The sequence below is a fragment of the Methylobacterium sp. D54C genome (assembly GCF_053345595.1).
Window position 1 is genome coordinate 69,249 of the sequence record NZ_JBKFAK010000017.1, and the last position, 14,734, is coordinate 83,982.

The following is a 14,734-nucleotide window of genomic DNA, read 5'->3' on the forward strand; positions in this document are numbered from 1 at the left end:
GAGGCCCGGGCGGCGCGACCTCAGAGCCCGGATCGCTCCGGACCGCGCGCCTGCTCGCGCTCGTAGGCCGCGAACAGCTCCGGGAGGCGCGCGACGAGGAAGTCGCCGAAGGCGGGATGGAGCGTCTCGTCGATGATCACGCCCACGGTCGTCGGGGTCCGCTCGATGCGCGCCAAGCGGCGCCCGTCCTCCGCCAGCCCCGCCTCCGGCCCCGCGCGGACCACCGGCGGCGCCGGGGCTGGGACCGGCGCCACGGCCGCGTACACGCGCACGAACCGCTGGTCGGAGGATAGGGTCGCGAAGGCGTCCGCGGCGACGATCTCATCGACCCGCGCCCGCATCTCCGGGCTGGCGAGGCGATCCGCGAGGCTCATCCACCGGCGGCGACCCGCCTTCGGGGCGGGACCGATGGCGGCGATCACGGAATCGGGCAGGGCGCGCCGCGCCGCGATCAGGCGCGACAGCTCGGTCTTGTCGACGAGCAGGGCGGCCATGATCACGTCGCGCCCGTGCCCGAGCCGCTCCAGCGTCAGGGCGAAGGCGGCCCGCTCGATGAAGCTGAGATCGGCCCGCGCGTTGTTCTCCTGACCCTGGGCGACGACGAGTTCGGCATCCGTGAGCGTCCGCACCAGCGCGCGGACCGGTCGGCCGAGCGCGGCGGCGGCCCGCAGCCGCCGGTGGCCGAACGCGACCTGATAGCGCCCGCTTACGGTGGGATGGGGCCGCACCAGGATCGGGGTCTGCTGCCCCTGCGCCCGGATGACGGCGACGAAAGCATCCTCGCCGGGGCCGTCGATCACCGGCAGCCGGTCGGGGGCCGGCGACGGGTCGACGAGGCCCGGATCGAGATCGACCGCGACGCTGCCGGACCTGAGCTGGTCCTCCGCGGCGCGCGCCGAGACGACCTCGGAGGTCAGGCGCTCCAGGGACCGGCTCATCGCGCCGACCGCGCCGCGGCCGGTGAAGCTGGGAACGGCCGGGGCGGGGCCCCGCTCCGATCGCGCGGCCGCCGCGTCATCACGGGGCGAGTTGACCGCGGTCAACTCGGTCTGGTCGGCCGGATCGAGCAGGCCGGCGAGGAGGTTCTTGCGGGCCATCGGATCAGCGTCCCCATGCCGTGCGGATCAGCGCCTCGATCTCGCCGTTGACCGCGTCCAGGCTCTCCATCGCGCGGTCGTAGGTCGCCCGCGTGAACTGGTCGCGACTGACCTCGAACAGGGTCTGCTTGGTGATGCCGGCATCCGAGACCGCCGTGCTCTTCAGCATCGCGTTGGTGAGCACGCGCTCCCCGAACAGGGTCCGCATGAACGCGACCATCTGGGTCTGCGGGCCGTCGGTCGGCTCGTAGCGCGTGACGAGGTAGCGCATCCAGTCGTAGTTCATGTCGCCGCCGGCCTTGGCGACGACTCCGAGCATCTCGGAGGTCATCAGCAGGAACTGGCACATCGACATCACGTCGAGCATCTGCGGGTGCACGGTGACGAGCACGCTGGTCGCCGCGCACAGGGCCGAGAGCGTCAGGTAGCCGAGTTGCGGCGGGCAATCGACCACGACCACGTCGTAGCGGTCGGCGACCGGCGCCAGGGCCTGGGCGAAGCGCGTGAAGAACAGCGAATCGCCGTCGCTGCTCCGCTGGAGGAGGGCGCGCGGCGTCTCGTGCTCGAACTCCATCAGCTCGAGATTGCCCGGAACGAGGTCGAGCCCCGGGAAGTAGGTCTTCTGGATGACGTCGGTCAGGGGACGGCGCGCCGCGTCGTACCGGATCGCGGCGTAGAGGGTCTCGTTGTCCCGCACGTCGAATTCGGGCTGGATCCCGTGCAGGGCCGACAGGCTCGCCTGCGGGTCGAGATCGACGGCGAGGACGCGGTAGCCCTGCAGCGCCATGTGCTGCGCGAGATGGGCCGCCGTAGTGGTCTTGCCCGAGCCGCCCTTGAAGTTCACCACCGCGATGATCTGGAGATGCTCCTCGGCCCGCCGCTCCTTCCGGTACCGCCGGCCGGTCTTGGCCCCCTCGTCCAGCATGCCGCGCAGCGCCTGGATGTCGGCGCTCGAGTAGGATCGCCGCCCGGACGGCCCGATCTCGGGGGCGGGCCCCTTGCCGTCGAGCGACAGGCGCCGCAGGTAGCCGTCGTCGACCCCGATCAGCTTGGCGGCCTCGCCGGACGAGAAGCGCCGCAGCTGCTTGCGCGCCTCGGGCGGGAACAGCCGCTGCCGGTGCGACTGCAGTTTGGCCGACAGCGCCTGCGCGTCGCCGGCGATCAGATCGTGCATCGCCATGGAGGTTGACCCCGAAGAGGGTAGGGCGGCGAGCGCCGCGGGGCTGGCCACGGTTCCGAACTCCTGTCACGGTTTTCGCGGCTGCAAACGCCGCCGCACCGTGACAAGATCACAGTCAACCTTAACAGAATGTTGACGCTCGCGCCGCCCCGCTTCCGGGCGGGCGAGCGTGTTGACCGCGGTCAACTCCCGCGACGCGGAGGGGACCGCTTGGGCCGTCGGCTGACGCTCGACGGCGCTGGCGCCACAGGGCGAAGAGCATCGGCCAGGCCGAGAACCGGCCCGAGCACGCCTTCCGCGTCAGGTCGCGCAGATAGGCGCCGGGCGCGCCGATCGACTCGGCGCGCTGGAGGATCGCCGACAGCGCCGCCAGCGCGTGGTCCCGCCCCATCGCGGCCAGGGCCGCCTCCCAGACGTCCGGGCCGATTCCCAGCACCGGACGAACGACCTCCGCCGCGCCGGCCAGATCGGACCAGCTCCGGATGCCGTCGCGGGCGTAGAGCACGACGTCGGGACAGGCCTCGAGCACCATCGGCAGAGGCAGGGGCGAGGGGAGGGAAGAGGGGACCGGCGCGGGGAGGGGACGCGGCTGGCCGGGCGCGGGAGCGACGTCGGATCGCGCGGCTCCGGCCGGGCCTCGCCGGGGGCACCGTTCAGAATCGTCAGCAGGATCTGGATCTGAATTCTGATGGTGGCGCTCACCGTGAGACGCAGTGCCGACCATTTTCGGCGCATTCGCCAAATTTGGCAGCCACTTGTCCACCTCCCGGCGCAGCGCGCGCAGCGGTTCGGCGGCGGCGTGCAGGTGGGGCTCGCCGGCGGTCCGACCCGGCATGCCGCCGCAGGCCGCGAACCGATCCGCGAGCGCCGCCCAGGGCCCGGGCCATCCGGATTCGGCGGCCAGGGCGAGGATCTTCGACAGGTCGCGGCGGTGCAGGGCGATCTCCTCGCGCAGGAGCAGGCGCCGGCGCGCGGCCGCCTGCACCGCCCGGGCGAGCGCGGCGAATTCCCCCGCGCGCGCCACGAGCGGCGTCAGGTCGAACCCGAAGGCGTGCGCGATCGCGCCGGCGCCGTCGCGGCGCGCGTAGCGCTTGCCGTTCGGGCTGTCCCGCCGGATCACCAGGCCGGCCGCGACGAGCTGGGCCAGCGCGCGCCGCAGCGTCGCCGGGGACGGGCCGTGCGACCGCAGCGACAATTCGCGGTTCGACGGGAAGACCACGAGCGGCGTGCCGGGCGGCAGCGCCGTCTCGGGATGGAACGTGAGCAGCGCGCTCAGCACCGCGAGGGCACGGTCCGAGACGGCGAGGTGATCCTTCGCCACGGTCACGTCGCGGAAGATGCGCCATTTGTGCCCGACCGCGTCGTCGGGGCAGGCCTTGGCCGCCGCCTGCGCGGCCATCATGCCGAGCGAGAGCGGTCGCCGCCCGAAGGGTGTCGTGGGTTCGTGTCCGGGATGCATGGTCCTCGCCCGCGATGAGGCAAAAGAGCAGCGCCCGCCGAGGCGATGGCCGCGTCGCGTGGTTGACAGCGATGTCCGGGAGTGATTCTCTGAGGTTGTCCAGACGACAGAGAGGGCTTCCGGGGCGAACGTCTCGGGGGCCTTTTCTTTTGCCGGGTTGCTCCGTCCAGAGGGGGGTGACCCGCCGTCAGCCTCGCGCGGCACCGGCCGGCGTCAGCAGGTCCGCCGCGCTCTCGCAGGGGCCCGTCTGATCCGGGACCCGCGCGGCCTTGCGCGCCCGCGGCGCGGCACGGGCGCGACGGGTTGGCCCCCCCGCGACGGCGACGAAGGCGCGCCGCAGCTCCGCCGGGTCCGAGTGCCGCAGCACCAGACCCTCGGCCGTCATCGCGACGTTGGCTTCCGGGTACGCGTCGAGGGTGCGCTTGATCGATTCCGAGAAGGCCTGCTTGAAGCGGGAGGCGAATTCCGAGGAGCCGAACTGCGCCATCAGATCGCGCCAGGTCAGCAGTTCGCTCTCCCCGCGCGACAGCAGCGGCAGCCGGTAGCAGAGGTACACGAGGATATCGATCGCCATGGCGTTGTGGGCGACCTGGCGCAGCCTGGCGGTCGGCACCGGGATCGAGTGCCGCGTGAAGCGGTCGTAGGCGTTCTGGCTGAGCATCAGCGCTTCCGGCCAGCGCATGGCGCTGTGTCCCCCGGCGGCCCAGACCTCGAGGTCGTCATCCTTGAACGCGCCCCCCTCGATCAGGCTCTCGCGCTTGAACACGTGGCCGCCCTCGTCGCCGTTCAGGACCATCGTGAAGATGGGGAAGCTCAGCCGGACGAGCTGGTCCTTGGTCGGCCCGATCGAGCCCCGCTCGCCGCCCGTGACCGGCAAGCCGACGGCCTTCAACCACTCGGTGATCCGCCCCATCTCCATCCAGCGGTCGCCGGCGCTCCGGCGCGGATCGCGGGCCTCCGTGGCCAGCCACATGGAGAGGAGGCGCGCCTTGGGTCCGAACGGGACGCCCACCTCGATCTGGCGCCCGTTGGGCAGGACGAACCGGGCCGGCTCGACGGTCAGCGAGAAGCGACCGTCGCGCCGGTTCCACGGCTCCATCGTGTTCTTGGGCCGGCGCAGCGGCAGGCCGGCGATGCAGAAGCCCTTGTGGAGGAACGACACATCCATGCGGCCGTCGAGCGCGGGACCGAGCCCGGTCGTCGGCCGGTCAGCTCCGGCCTCGGGGCGCAGCAGGCTCTGCTCCCACAGGCTCAGCTGGCGGGTCTCTGCCGCGTTCATGCCGGTCTCGCTCTCCTCGTGCCGAGCACAGGGCAATTTGGAGGCTATCAGTCGCGAGTCGCCGACCGGGCGCAATCATCGGGTTTCCAAATCTCAGCGCGCCGACCGGGATTCTTTACAAAACTCAGCGTCGGCGGCCTACGGCCGCACAGCGGTCGAGCCGCGACGGCGTCCCGGCACGGCTGCGACCGCCGTTGGCGCCGGTCGCGGCGGCGCGAGTGCGAAAAATCAGCGCTCGCCGACCGTCCGCTGGCAAAAGTCAGCGTGGCGCACGCCGTCGGTGACGGGTGAGGGCGCTTGGCGACCTTCCAAACCGCGGCAAGCGCGTCCACCTGCGCTGATTTTTGTAAGTCCCGCGCCGTCGGACACCGCTGGGGCCGCGCTGAGTTTTCTCAGGAGCGGACCCGGGGGCGCTGATTTTTGTAAGCGGTCGCGTCGCAAGGCCCGGCATCAGCGCATTGGGTGGCCACTGACCGGCGACGCGTCTCGGGCGCGCTCGGACGCCACTGGACAGAGACGCGAGGCGGGCGATCAGCCGAAGGGTGGCGACCCGGCCTGCTCGGGACCTCGCCGACGCGCTTCCAGCGGCGGACCGTAACCCGCGCGCCCGTGAGGCGGCGTGAACCGATCGGCAGGGACGACCCAGATGCGAGCCGCGCACCGCAGGATCGGGATGGTGGTGCGGCGACGCGTCGGATGGTGGCGTCGCTGACCGGCAAGGTCCCGTGATCCGGAGACGGTCGGGCATCCGGTCGCGGCCCGCGACGACGCGGTCGGTGACCGCCCGACACATCGGAGCGCTACGGAGCGGGACCGGGAGGGGAGGGCGCCTTCGGGCCGCTCGCGCGACGGGCGTCGGCACCGGGCCGGTCATGGACGCCCCGTGCGCACCTGCGCGGGCCGCGCGTCCCGCTCACCCATCGCCTGCGAAGTTCCAGGACGTGCCGCGTCGCGAGCGGCAAGTTGTCGCTCGAGGACAGGACGCGCGCATCCGAGGTGAACCGAATCTTCCTGTCGTTGTTTACGCTCGCCACCGAGGAGCGTTGACGACGTGACACCCCGATATGGTGTGTGACGCGGCGATCCGGGCCGTCTTGCCTTCCCGGAGCGCGGTCGCGCGCCGCGATCTCTGTCGACGCCCGAAGATCCGATTTGTCAGGAGGAGATCCATGAAGGGATTCACGAAAATCGTGTCGTACGCGGCGGCCGCGGCGGCGGTCTGCATGCTCGCGGTTGTGGTGGTCCAATCGGCGGGGCTCCTCGCCGGGTGATGGGCCCCACGCGGTGATCCAAGTTCAAAGTTCGTACAGGGTCAGGAGCGATCGTCTAAATCTGTCTCATCAACGATGATGCCGGTATCGGGACCGTGGAGGAACAAGCGGCTTGGCGATTCTTCCCGGCATCGTCCGAGCCGAACACCGACTCAGACCGGGGTCGGAAGACGGGCGATGACCTTGATCTCGAAGTCGAAGCCCGCGAGCCAGGTCACGCCGACGGCAGTCCAGTTCGGATAGGGCGGTTCGCCGATCATTACGTCGCGTACCGCCATCACTGTGTCGAACTGCGTTTCAGGGTCGGTGTGGAAGGTTGTCACGTCCACCACGTCGTCGAAACTGCAGCCGGCCGCCGCGAGAACGGCGTTCAGCCTGTCGAAGGCACGGCGAACCTGCGCACCGAAATCCGGTTCAGGCGAGCCATCCTCGCGGCTGCCAACTTGGCCGGAGACGAAAAGCAGGTCGCCGGACCGGATCGCGGCCGAGTAGCGGTGCTTGTCGTAGAGGGCTTGCCGTCCGGGCGGAAAGACTGCATCGCGCTTCGACATATCGCGTGTCCTCTGCGAAGGGTGCCGACGGCTTCCATCGACCTCGCGGCAACATTCACATACGCCGCGTATGTAGAAATATCGTGACATACGCGGCGTATGTCAACACATGCGGGCCTACGTGAAGGATCGAGGCATCCTGTGGCATCGGGACGGCGCGCGCTGAAGATGGAGGAAACCCGCGCGCGGCTGATCCGCGCGGCGCGTGCAGCCTTTGCCGAGAAGGGCTACGCAGCGGCGTCGATGGATGAGCTGACGGAAGCGGCCGGCCTGACGCGTGGCGCGCTCTATCACAACTTCGGCGACAAGAAGGGCCTGCTTCAGGCCGTCATCGCGCAGCTCGACGCGGAGATGGTCGCTCAGGCGCGGGTCGCGCGCGAGAGGGCGCCAACGCCCTGGCTCGGCTTCCTCGACGAGGGCGTCGCCTACATCGAGTTGGCCCTCGAGCCGGAGATCCAGCGCATCGTGCTCCTCGACGGACCGGCAGTGCTGGGCGATCCGTCGCGGTGGCCGGGCCAGACCGCCTGCCTGCGCACGACGACCGAGACGATCCAGGCCCTCGTGGAGGCCGGGACGGTCAAGCCTGTCGATGCCGAGGCCGCGGCGCGCCTGATCAACGGCGCGGCGCTCAACGCCGCGCTCTGGGTCGCCGCGTCCGACGATCCGCCGGCCGTCCTCGCCAGGGCCACCGAGGCCTTCCGGTGCTTGGCGAACGGCCTCCTGAAGTAGGCCGTCCCGCCGGTCTGGACGCGTCATCCGCAGGCGCGCGCGACGCGTTCGTCGGGGGACACCTTGCAGGGTGGCCCGCGCGCAGACAGCGAGAGAGGAGACGACAACGACGTCTGCCTCGAACCCATGTCGCTCGAAGGCGGACCAGCCGGAAGCCATCCGTTTGAGACGTTCAGGCGGGCGTCGCGCGATGGCGGATGCTGGCCGAGAGCGGAGTGGCCGCTGTGGACCGCGACCGCTGCAAAGGCGGACGGCCTCCCACCGACCCGACCCTGCCGTCAGAGCGTATCGGCACGTGTCCCGGAAGCGGATCTCCAGCGTGCAGAGACCGGACGATGCGCGCCCTGCTCAATGCGCCGGCGATCGGTCCGATGCGTCCGACGAGCGCTTCTTCCTCTTGCGCTTGCTCGCTTTCAAGACCACGTCCGCGTTGTCCTCGGCGATGCGCTCAGCCAGCGCGAAGTCGTGAAGCTCCGCGGTCGCGCCCTCGGTAGCGGTCGGCCCTTCTGTCACGGCGTAGAACGCGGCGCGGACGATCTCCTTCTTGCTCGCCTCCGGATGCCGCTCACGGATGGCGGAACGGATCGCCTTCGGCTTCATGCCCGGCGCGGCGATCCTCCTCAGCGTGTCCGCGATCTCCCGGATCGATGCCATACCGCTACCTTCACCTGACCCCTTCTGCCGGCTCACAAACCCGTCAGCCGACGGGGCGTTCCGATGCCGCGGCCACACAGGCGGCTTCCCGCGCGCGACGCGCCGCACCCGCGGACGTGAGCTCGCGCCGAACCGCCGCGCTCCTCCCGAGACCGGAACGCGCTCGGCGCGCGGGTCGCACAAACGGGCCGCGTTCACCTCAGTAGCGGGTGATGGCACGCAGGCCGAACACCGCGGCGCCGCGCACCCGCTTGCCGTCAGGATCGCGCGGATTGGCGATCCCGCCACCCGGATGGGCGATGTACTGCACGGTCGGCTGCAGGGCGATGCCGGGCGCGAGCACGGCCTGATAGGTCGCCTCGAGCAAGATCTCGGCGCTCCGGCGGGGTGCGGGTGTCGTGCTCTGGAGCGCGGCGATCGCATCGAGCCGGCGTGCCGCCGGGGAGATGCGGGTGATGCCGACGGCGAGGCCCAGCGTGTCGTCCGACCGTCCGGGGATCAGGCCGCGATAGGCGATGCCGCCGTCGATGTAGAGGTCCACCAGATTGCGGTCCCCCGGCGAGACGGACGCACGCAGGAAGACGCTGGCGCCGTCGTTGGGATCGTCCGGCTCCTGGTAGATCGTCTGGTCGATGAGCCCGTAGAGGCCCGAATTGCCCGAAACCCTCCGATCGAGGCCACTCACCGGATCCGGCGTGAGGGCATCGACGCGGCCGAAGCGGTGCCAGCCGCCCAGCGTGACGGTGCCCGGCCGGCCTTCGGAACCCGGACGGGTGTTGTAGGCGTAGGCAACCTCGGCGATGACGAGCGGGGGGTCGGAGACGGGGAAGCGGATACCGTTCGGATTGCGGCGCTGCGGGTCTACGCCCGAGCGGGGACGGCCGCCGCCGGGTGTGCCGTCGATCACGCTCGCCTGGAACGAGAGATCGGGCGTCGGGACGTACTTCAGGCGGACGGTCGGCGCCGAGAGCGGATAGGCCGGCCCTCCGTCCACCATGTTCGCGGCGAAGATCTCCGGCCAGCCGAAGGTACCGTTGGTGAACAGGATGCTGGTCTGGCTCACCATGTACTCGGTGTCGGCGGAGAGCTGGCCGACACGGACGGACAGCCTGTCGTCGAACAGGCTCTGCTCCAGCCACAGCTCCGAGAGCCGCGAAGCCGGCAGGGCCTCGATCTCGCTGATCGTCATGAGGTTGCCGACGCGGCTGCGGGAGGCTCCGCTGCCCTGGATCTGGTAGACGGTGGCGTGGGCCGTGGCCCCCTTCCACCCGGCGAGCGTGTCGAGATCGACATCGACGTCGAGATCGAGCAGCGTCAGGCCCGTGGAACCGCGCCGCAGGCCGCCGCGCAGGTTGCGGTAGGTCTCGGCCACACTGATCAGGCCGAAGGTGATCCCGCGGCTCTCCAGGAAGGCGCGGTACCCGCCGGGATCGCCGGCGGCCCCGAGGAGGGGCTGGAACGAGGTCGTGACCTCCGCCGCGCGACCGGCCGAGAACACGGGCTGAGCGACCGAGGTCTGCGGATCGCCACCTGCGCCGGAGGGTGAACCGATGGCGAGGCCTTCCGCGGCGACCCGCGCGGCCGTCGCCAGCGGATCCGCGGCCGGTTCGGCCAAGGCACGGCCGACCGGCGCGACGAGAACGAGCGTGATGCCAGCGAGGGCGCAGATGACAGAGCGCACCAGGACCTCTGGAGACATCGGGCTCGGCGAACGAAGGCATAGCCTCGTGACCATTCGACGACGGCGGTGGCGAGACATCGCCGCGAATTGATGGGACAGACGCGGCACTGACGCTGGCTCGTACAACCGCAGGTCGCTAGGGTTCTCCGCATCACCGGAGGTCCTCCACCGTGCGTACGCTCGCTCTCGCCTCGGCCCTCGTTCTCGCCTGCACGGTGTCCGTCCGAGCGCAGGCCCCCGCACCCTCGGCGGCTCAGACCGCGCAGCGGGATCGGATGAAATCCTGCAACGTGGATGCTGGGACGCAACGGCTGTCGGGCGCCGCCCGCAAGAGCTTCATGGCAGATTGCCTCGCGGGAAAGAGCGCCGCGCCGGCCAAGGAGCTGACGCCGCAGCAGATGAAGATGAAGAGCTGCAATGCGGATGCCTCGGCCAAGAGCCTCAAGGGCGCCGAGCGCAAGGCGTTCATGAGCACGTGCCTCAGAGGTTAGTCGCCTGCGCCCATACCGCGTCCCTGTTCGGCTTCTGACCACTGTCAGGGCTGCGTGAAACGGATGCCGTTCGAGATACCGACCGATCTCGGGCGTCCTGAACGTCACTCGGGCTTACACGAAGCGGTCGACGTCCCCCTCACTCTCCCCCCGCTCCGTCGCGGAACGGTTTTGCCAGCCTCGCCGTAACTGACCCATCGAGCCGCGACGGCGCGGGTCAGATGGCCGAGGCGGTCCCAGCATGAAGCGCGCTCCCTTCCGCATCCTGATCCGCATCGAGGGCGATCGGCGCGTCCTGCGCGCGACCTCGGAGCGCGAGGCGGCGCTCAAGGCCGAATCCGTTCTCCGGCGCTACGACGTCCTGCCCGGCGGCGCCGGCCTCATCATCGAAGCGTCGGACACCCGGGCGAGCGCGCGCATCGCGGCCTATCTGGCCGACGTCGCGCTCGAGATGGAAATCGCGTGATCGGCCTCCGAGGATGACGGTCTCGGACAGCGCGGTCCCCTACGTGCTGGGCGCTGCGGCGGTGCGCTCGGTCGAAGTCATCGACGGCGGCGGCACACTGGCGATCCGATTGCAGTCGCCCGACGACAGTGAGTTCTGCGTCCTGCTGCCGATCGGTGTCGTGGGCGACCTCCTCTTTCAACTCGCGGATGTGATGAGCGTCAGCCTTGACCCACGCCCATGACCGAGAGGATGCCCACCTGGGCGAAGGGGATGACCCGGTGCTCGACGCGGTCGCCGTGCTTCGGTGCCGCGGGTATACGGTCGAGCCGGATGACGACTGCGCGCGCTGGCGGATCGACGGTGCTGACTGGATCACGCTCAGCGACCTGTTCGCGCGGGCTCTGCGGCTCGGCTTGAGAGACGGGCCGGGACGCGCGCAGTAATCCCCGGCCAGACCGGGAGCCTGACCGCTGAGGGATCGACCGGCGGGGTAGGGGCACGCGCAGCGCACCCGCGCGCGGGCCGATCCACCACGCTGCGCTACGTTCGGCCGCAGTGCGGCACAGCCGGCCTCCGTGTGCTGCCGGGTCGACGGCGCAATGGCCCCACCGTCGCGTCGTGCTGCGCCGCCCCGATCGGGAGGCGGCCAGGATCCCCGGTCTAGTTGATCAGGCAGAAGCCGGCTTCCGCCCTGTCGACGCCGCCGACGCGCCTCCCGGTCTCGCAACTCGGGGCGACGGCGCGCACCGCTTGGACACGCGGCGTTTCGGGCGGCGGGCGGAGGAGGGTGTGCTGTGGCCGAAGCTCCGGCTCGCGCGCTTCGGCCGGCGTGTTCGCCACCGCTGCCGCGGCTGCCGCAGGAACGGCCGCAGGAACGGCCGCAGGAACGGCCGCAGGAACGGCCGCAGCGATGGGGGCCGCAGCGATGGGGGCCGGCGCGATCGCGATGGTGGGACGGTAGCCGGCACGGCCGCTCGGGGCCGTGTGGGTCGCGGCGACAGACGGAGGCAACGCGGGTCGCTGCGCCGTCGACGACCGCCCGAAGAACAGACGCCCACGCCCGCGCGCCTCGACCGTGTCGATGCTACCCACAAGTGTAGAAATCACCACACCTGCCACCAGCCACGCGCGCATGATGTCCCCCACCGCACGCGAGGAATATGGCAGCGAACCAATTCAATAGTGCTGCCATGACCTTTCAAATTCGATTGATTTGATGAATGCAGAGCGCGGGATTTCCGCGCGCCTGACCTGTCGGCCCCGAGCCGCGATCGACCGGACAACGCGATCCCTCGGCAAGAGCGGCTCCCGGCGTGCCGATGACCGATTGCGCCGTGCACCGTCCGCCGTGTCGCGTGCTGAGCCGACCGATACGGTGTGGCCGCGCAGCCGGGAGGACACGCCCCCGCGGCAAGTCTCGCGGGCAGGACTTCCGGGCACGACCCACCGGCAAGCCTTCTTACGCCCCCCGGACCCGCGGTGCCGGAGACCGGGGCCGAGACAGCCGGACGTCAGGTACCGGGGCGGCCCAACCAACGACACCCTGGAGCCGCACCGCCCGGCGGGCCGCGCCGTGCCGGAGGGCCGGATGAGAACGGTGACTCCACCCGTTCTCGATCGAGGGCCCATCGCCCGCCGGATCTCCTGCCCGTGTTTCGACGCCGCAAGACTTCTCCGACCGACGCGTCGCCCGGCGCCGGTTCAGGTCCCGCCGCGGGGCAACTCGCGGTGTCGGGCGTGAGCCGACGCTACGGCCGGACGCTGGCGCTGGACAACGTGTCGCTGACGCTCGGTCCGGGCGAGATCCTGGCGGTGCTCGGCGCCTCCGGCTGCGGGAAGAGCACGCTGCTGCGGCTCATCGCCGGCCTGGACGCGCCGGACGCGGGCGAGATCGCCTTCGGCGATCGCCGCGTCGCCGGGCGCGGCCGCAACGCGCCGCCCGCGCGCCGCGGCGTGGGCCTGATGTTCCAGGACTACGCGCTGTTTCCCCACCTCACCGTGCTGGCCAATGTCCGCTTCGGCCTCGCCCATCTCCGCGGCGCGGACGCGCGGGACATCGCCCGCGAGCGCCTCGATCAGGTCGGGCTGGCACACCGCGCCGACAGCTATCCGGGCACGCTGTCGGGCGGAGAGGCGCAGCGGGTGGCGCTCGCCAGGGCCCTGGCCCCGCGTCCGCGGGTGCTGCTCCTCGACGAGCCGTTCTCGAACCTCGATGCCGGCACCCGCGAGCGTGTCCGCGCCGACACCCTGGCGGTCCTGCGGCGGGACGGCATCGGCGCGATCCTCGTCACGCACGACGCGGCCGAGGCGGTCGCCTGCGCGGACCGCATCGTCCTGATGCACCGGGGTCGGATCGTCCAGAGCGGCAGCGCCGAGGCGCTGTACGCCGCGCCGGCGACGCCGTTCGCCGCCCGGGCGCTCGGCGAGATCATCGAGATTCCGGGCCGCGCCGTCGACGGCCACGTCGCGACACCCCTCGGCACGCTGCCCCGGCCCGACGCCGTGCCGGAGGGCGCGGTCCAAGTCTGCCTGCGCCCGGAGGCGATCCGCCTCGGGCCGGCGGGCGCCGGCGTGCCGGCCAGGATCCTGGGCCGGGCCTTCGCGGGGCCGCGCCTGCGCCTGGACATCGCGGTCGCGGGCCTCGGCGCGCCGCTGCGCCTCGACCTCCCGCCGGAGGCCGTCCTGGGCGAGCAGGTCGGCATCGAGCTGCTGCCCGGGCGCGCCCACGTCTTCCCGCTGCCGGACGGAGTCCAAGTGTTGTCAGATTGTAATTAGAATATATCTAAATAAATCTGCCTTGCAGGGCGCATTCTTACTGTATAGCACCGGCTCGTCGCTCGACGAACGGGGTTTATCATGTTGGACGTCTGCAGAACCGGAGCCTGGGCGAGCCTGTGCCTGTCTCTCTGCTTCGGCGGACCGGCCTACGCGGCCGAGGTCAACCTCTACACCACCCGCGAGCCGGGCCTGATCCGGCCGCTGCTCGACGCCTACACGGCGCAGAGCGGCGTCACCGTGAACACGGTCTTCGTGGAGAAGGGGCTGGCCGAGCGGGTCGCCGCGGAGGGCGCGCGCTCGTCCGCCGACGTCCTCATGACGGTCGATATTGGCAACCTGATCGAACTCGTCGACCGCGACCTGACCCAGCCGGTGCGCTCGCCCGTGCTCGAAGCGGCCGTGCCGGCGCCCCTGCGCGGCGCCGACGGGCGCTGGTTCGCCCTCTCCATGCGCGCGCGCGTGCTCTACGCCGACACGGGCCTGAACGATCTCGCGGCCGCGACCTACGAATCGCTCGCCGACCCGCGCTGGAAGGGCAAGGTGTGCCTGCGCTCGGGCCAGCATCCCTACAACACCGCCCTGATCGCCGCCTTCCTCGTCCGCCACGGCGCGGAGAAGACGGAGGCGTGGCTGCGGGGCGTGAAGGACAACCTCGCCCGCAAGGCGACGGGCGGCGACCGGGACGTGGCCCGCGACATCGCGGCCGACCTCTGCGAGGTGGGCCTCGGCAATTCCTACTATGTCGGACTGATGCGCTCGGGTCGCGGCGGGGCGGACCAGCAGAAATGGGGCGCGGCCATCAAGGTCGTGCTGCCGACCTTCGAGGGCGGGGGCACGCACGTGAACGTGTCGGGGGCGGTCGTCGCCAAGAACGCGCCGAACCGTGACCAGGCGGTCAAGCTCCTCGAGTACCTCGTCTCCGACGCCGCGCAGGCGCTCTACGCCAAGGTCGACTACGAGTATCCGGTGAAGGCCGGCGCCCCGATCGAGCCGCTGCTCGCGGAACTCGGTCCGCTGAGCGTCGATCCGACGCCGCTCGTCGAGATCGCCCGCAACCGCAAGGCGGCGAGCCTGCTCGTCGACAAGGTCGGCTTCGACAACTGAGTTCGAGCCGGG

14 protein-coding genes are annotated in these 14,734 nt (G+C 70.9%); 7 read left to right on the forward strand and 7 right to left on the reverse strand.

Annotated elements, in window-relative coordinates:
• Positions 1-20: 20 nt before the first annotated feature.
• The 5 genes from repB to ACLBYB_RS24400 all read right to left on the reverse strand — a co-directional run bounded on the left by repB (position 21) and on the right by ACLBYB_RS24400 (position 6,837).
• Positions 21-1,097, reverse strand: coding sequence for a plasmid partitioning protein RepB (gene repB, locus ACLBYB_RS24380; RefSeq protein WP_447700327.1), 1,077 nt, complete (start codon positions 1,095-1,097; stop codon positions 21-23).
• A 4-nt stretch (positions 1,098-1,101) separates the two neighbouring features.
• Positions 1,102-2,277 (reverse strand): plasmid partitioning protein RepA, encoded by a 1,176-nt coding sequence (gene repA / locus ACLBYB_RS24385; protein WP_020096188.1) that lies wholly within the window; start codon positions 2,275-2,277, stop codon positions 1,102-1,104.
• Positions 2,278-2,398: 121 nt separating this feature from the next.
• A complete protein-coding gene (gene repC / locus ACLBYB_RS24390; RefSeq protein ID WP_447700328.1) occupies positions 2,399-3,736 on the reverse strand; it encodes a plasmid replication protein RepC in 1,338 nt (445 codons plus the stop codon).
• Positions 3,737-3,923: 187 nt separating this feature from the next.
• Entirely contained in the window at positions 3,924-5,015 is a 1,092-nt protein-coding gene (locus tag ACLBYB_RS24395; RefSeq protein ID WP_447700329.1) for a replication protein RepA, read from the reverse strand.
• Between the two features lie 1,423 nt (positions 5,016-6,438).
• Positions 6,439-6,837 (reverse strand): RidA family protein, encoded by a 399-nt coding sequence (locus ACLBYB_RS24400; RefSeq protein WP_091682109.1) that lies wholly within the window; start codon positions 6,835-6,837, stop codon positions 6,439-6,441.
• A 141-nt stretch (positions 6,838-6,978) separates the two neighbouring features.
• Between ACLBYB_RS24400 and ACLBYB_RS24405 the strand changes: the two genes are divergently transcribed.
• Positions 6,979-7,566: a TetR/AcrR family transcriptional regulator gene (locus ACLBYB_RS24405; RefSeq protein WP_100253110.1), complete on the forward strand. Its 588-nt coding sequence runs from the start codon at positions 6,979-6,981 to the stop codon at positions 7,564-7,566.
• 348 nt (positions 7,567-7,914) lie between these two features.
• Here the strand turns inward: ACLBYB_RS24405 and ACLBYB_RS24410 are convergent, their stop codons facing one another.
• Positions 7,915-8,220 carry a hypothetical protein gene (locus ACLBYB_RS24410; RefSeq protein WP_447700330.1) on the reverse strand — a complete coding sequence of 102 codons (306 nt, stop codon included), beginning with the start codon at positions 8,218-8,220 and terminating at the stop codon, positions 7,915-7,917.
• Between the two features lie 199 nt (positions 8,221-8,419).
• On the reverse strand, positions 8,420-9,919 hold the full coding sequence (locus ACLBYB_RS24415) for a carbohydrate porin (protein WP_447700331.1): 1,500 nt from the start codon (positions 9,917-9,919) through the stop codon (positions 8,420-8,422).
• Between the two features lie 152 nt (positions 9,920-10,071).
• On the opposite strand from ACLBYB_RS24415, the gene ACLBYB_RS24420 reads away from it, so the two are divergent.
• The 6 genes from ACLBYB_RS24420 (at position 10,072) to ACLBYB_RS24445 (ending at position 14,722) form a co-directional block, all read left to right on the forward strand.
• The gene (locus ACLBYB_RS24420) at positions 10,072-10,392 is read left to right on the forward strand and encodes a PsiF family protein (protein WP_447700332.1); all 321 of its coding nucleotides are present in this window, start codon (positions 10,072-10,074) and stop codon (positions 10,390-10,392) included.
• Positions 10,393-10,633: 241 nt separating this feature from the next.
• Positions 10,634-10,858 (forward strand): hypothetical protein, encoded by a 225-nt coding sequence (locus ACLBYB_RS24425; RefSeq protein WP_020095939.1) that lies wholly within the window; start codon positions 10,634-10,636, stop codon positions 10,856-10,858.
• A gap of 13 nt (positions 10,859-10,871) precedes the next feature.
• On the forward strand, positions 10,872-11,081 hold the full coding sequence (locus ACLBYB_RS24430; RefSeq protein ID WP_447700333.1) for a hypothetical protein: 210 nt from the start codon (positions 10,872-10,874) through the stop codon (positions 11,079-11,081).
• Positions 11,065-11,283: a hypothetical protein gene (locus ACLBYB_RS24435; protein WP_020095937.1), complete on the forward strand. Its 219-nt coding sequence runs from the start codon at positions 11,065-11,067 to the stop codon at positions 11,281-11,283. The genes ACLBYB_RS24430 and ACLBYB_RS24435 overlap by 17 nt, the downstream gene beginning before the upstream one ends.
• Positions 11,284-12,568: 1,285 nt before the next feature.
• Positions 12,569-13,615 carry an ABC transporter ATP-binding protein gene (locus ACLBYB_RS24440; RefSeq protein WP_447700352.1) on the forward strand — a complete coding sequence of 349 codons (1,047 nt, stop codon included), beginning with the start codon at positions 12,569-12,571 and terminating at the stop codon, positions 13,613-13,615.
• Positions 13,616-13,696: 81 nt separating this feature from the next.
• Positions 13,697-14,722 (forward strand): extracellular solute-binding protein, encoded by a 1,026-nt coding sequence (locus tag ACLBYB_RS24445; protein WP_020095934.1) that lies wholly within the window; start codon positions 13,697-13,699, stop codon positions 14,720-14,722.
• The last annotated feature ends 12 nt before the right edge of the window (positions 14,723-14,734 follow it).

Coding starts and splice junctions, on each gene's coding strand:
- repB (WP_447700327.1), bottom strand. CDS start 1,097: ATGGCCCGCAAGAACCTCCTCGCCGGCCTGCTCGATCCGGCCGACCAG.
- repA (WP_020096188.1), bottom strand. CDS start 2,277: ATGGCGATGCACGATCTGATCGCCGGCGACGCGCAGGCGCTGTCGGCC.
- repC (WP_447700328.1), bottom strand. CDS start 3,736: ATGCATCCCGGACACGAACCCACGACACCCTTCGGGCGGCGACCGCTC.
- ACLBYB_RS24395 (WP_447700329.1), bottom strand. CDS start 5,015: ATGAACGCGGCAGAGACCCGCCAGCTGAGCCTGTGGGAGCAGAGCCTG.
- ACLBYB_RS24400 (WP_091682109.1), bottom strand. CDS start 6,837: ATGTCGAAGCGCGATGCAGTCTTTCCGCCCGGACGGCAAGCCCTCTAC.
- ACLBYB_RS24410 (WP_447700330.1), bottom strand. CDS start 8,220: ATGGCATCGATCCGGGAGATCGCGGACACGCTGAGGAGGATCGCCGCG.
- ACLBYB_RS24415 (WP_447700331.1), bottom strand. CDS start 9,919: ATGTCTCCAGAGGTCCTGGTGCGCTCTGTCATCTGCGCCCTCGCTGGC.
- ACLBYB_RS24425 (WP_020095939.1), top strand. CDS start 10,634: ATGAAGCGCGCTCCCTTCCGCATCCTGATCCGCATCGAGGGCGATCGG.
- ACLBYB_RS24430 (WP_447700333.1), top strand. CDS start 10,872: ATGACGGTCTCGGACAGCGCGGTCCCCTACGTGCTGGGCGCTGCGGCG.
- ACLBYB_RS24445 (WP_020095934.1), top strand. CDS start 13,697: ATGTTGGACGTCTGCAGAACCGGAGCCTGGGCGAGCCTGTGCCTGTCT.